At 41.5% G+C, this 2,278-nt stretch carries 2 protein-coding genes; one reads left to right on the top strand and one right to left on the bottom strand.

Annotated features, from left to right (window positions below; all coding sequences use genetic code 11):
- Nucleotides 1-163 precede the first annotated feature (163 nt).
- Entirely contained in the window at nt 164-841 is a 678-nt protein-coding gene (locus LC574_RS36480) for an RICIN domain-containing protein (RefSeq protein WP_229458490.1), read from the bottom strand.
- On the opposite strand from LC574_RS36480, the gene LC574_RS36485 reads away from it, so the two are divergent.
- Nucleotides 836-1,552, top strand: a complete 717-nt coding sequence (locus tag LC574_RS36485; RefSeq protein WP_368736783.1) for a hypothetical protein — start codon at nt 836-838, stop codon at nt 1,550-1,552. The two genes, LC574_RS36480 and LC574_RS36485, sit on opposite strands and share 6 nt — an antisense overlap.
- The last annotated feature ends 726 nt before the right edge of the window (nt 1,553-2,278 follow it).

Below are 2,278 nucleotides of genomic sequence, written 5' to 3' on the forward strand. Positions count from 1 at the left end.
AAGAAAGAAGTAAATGTTTAAGCTTCATCTGGTTTGTTGAAATTTAGGTCAGAATAAATGATTAATCAAAGGGGAAATTAAATGATAATCATTAAAACACCTAAAATTAAAAGTCCTTTTCATGACAAAACCATGAAAAGGACCTTCGAAGCATTTAAATTGCTCAGGTAATTGACCTGATCAGGTGTTTTTCATCGCTTCCGGGGGTGCCATCGTGAAGTTTGGAGGCCCGTTTCGTCAGATATTTTCCGTTTTCCTTATTTTTGATATAAAACTCATCAGCCCCGCCGGTGGGGATCAGCTCCCATCGTTGGCAATTGCCGTTGTTGGTGGGTGACATAGTCGTAATGTTGCATTGAAGATACTCGTTGTTTTTGGCATTTCTGAATGCATATACATTGTTTTCCTGGTGCTCAAAAATAAAAACGCATTCGGGGTTTTTAAAGGTATCACTCATGTGTGTGGCCCTGTCAGTCCGGTACTCGTTATTGCCCAGATTTTTAATAAACCGTTTATCCGGCTTCCCGTTTTTTAGTTTGTAAACATGGGTGTCCGACACCTTGGCCCAGCTGTGATGGCTGATCTTGTTAGTAGAAATGGCACTCACGTTGGCTTGCAGACAAGACGTCCAGTTATATTCTGAGTCTACATCATACGTTCTGACAATAAGATTTTTATTTGTAAAAGGAGGGACGGTATTCATCCACACGCCCCTGTGATCATGGAATATATGAAAATTAAAGAAAACAAAATTGCCGCTTTCCGGTGGAGCCACTGATTTGTCATCATCCGGTTTGTCCGAATCGCTGAAGCAAAAACGTTCGGTAAGCAGGTCGTGCATGGTATACTCGGTTTTCCAGCCCTTATTTCCGCTGAGGCAGAAAATCAAGGTTCTTCCCGCTTGCCTCTCAAGGCAACCTTAGAAATAATTAGCGGTATATCACCACAGGTGGTGATGCAGCGTGAAACAATACGAACTTTCAAACCTGAAACTTCGATAAAAAAATCAGTGCAGACGCAATTAATCGCGTCTCTCCCCACTGGAATTGTACCTATCGGTAGCCGAATGCAATATCGAGTGGAAAACCAGAGCGATCGCCCAGTATATTTAATCTTGCTGGGATTAAACAATAATCATAAAGCAGTTGCTTTCTACTCTTGGGAAACCCCCCAAGAAGCAAACACTGCCGACACCAAGCCCCTCCTTAAACAAGTCGTCATCGCCCCAGGTGAAACCCTCACCCTACCCCAAACCAATAGTGCTTCCGAATGGCTCATTTCAGGGCCAGCTTGCTTTTACGAACAACAACTGATTTTTAGTACTGCCCCCTTTAGCGAAACTCTCGCCGCCTTAAGTACTGTTAAGTATTCCACAGCCGAACAACAGCCGATTGGTTCATTGTTGAATCCCTTAGACGTTGCACAAGCCTTGCTACAAGACTTGCATAACGCCAGCGCCCTCAAAGCGGAGATGAACGGCACAGCAGCCGACTCATATATCTTGGATGTGAATAATTGGGCAAGTTTTAGCTTTAGTTTTCAGATTGTGTAAACAACAATAAGCTAAACCACATTTAGTTTGCATATCTAAAATTTATATAACTCTTGTGGGGTGGGCATCTTGCCCGCCCTAATTATGCAATTTCAATGTCGAACAGCTTATGATGCAATATCCTTGGGTTAAGGCTTGTCATTGCCTACATTTTTATAATAATCAAGGTGTCGCACTAGCCGACATCCCACCCAAAACTTAAGTTCTAGGCTGATAGCCACTGTCCACTTAAGTGGACTGAAATTTTGCCTAAAACACAGAGTTTAGCCATAGACATCGCTTAAAATCCTATATTTAGTCCTCTTGAGAGGACTTGAGCTATTAGCCTCGGAATTTATTCCCAGGCGGGTTAGCAACGAAGCGGAAGATTTATTTGATGTTGGTAATGATAAGTCTTAAAAAGGGAGGTTGTGGGGATCTTAAAAAGATTAAAACGTTAACTTATACCATTTCACGAAATTCTTGATACAAATCACTTTTCTTGCTCAAGAACAGCCTTCCCTGCTCAAGAACAGCCTGCCATCTGTATCAATCTAAAAGTGAAACGGTATTAATCGTATTGGATCATCCCCAGCAAAACTTTTTTATAACAACATACATAATATAGGACTAATATTTGATTTCTGAAAAAGCTCGGTACAACTCGAAAAGCCTAATTCCTTATTCCCTACTCCCTACTCCCCACTCCCCGCCTACGTAGATAATTTCAAAAATCAAATACGATTC

It is taken from the genome of Nostoc sp. CHAB 5715, from assembly GCF_020829685.1.
GTDB lineage: Bacteria > Cyanobacteriota > Cyanobacteriia > Cyanobacteriales > Nostocaceae > Nostoc.

What these genes read in the sequence shown, in the direction of transcription:
- LC574_RS36480 (WP_229458490.1), bottom strand. Translation starts at nt 841, where the DNA reads ATGCACGACCTGCTTACCGAACGTTTTTGCTTCAGCGATTCGGACAAA.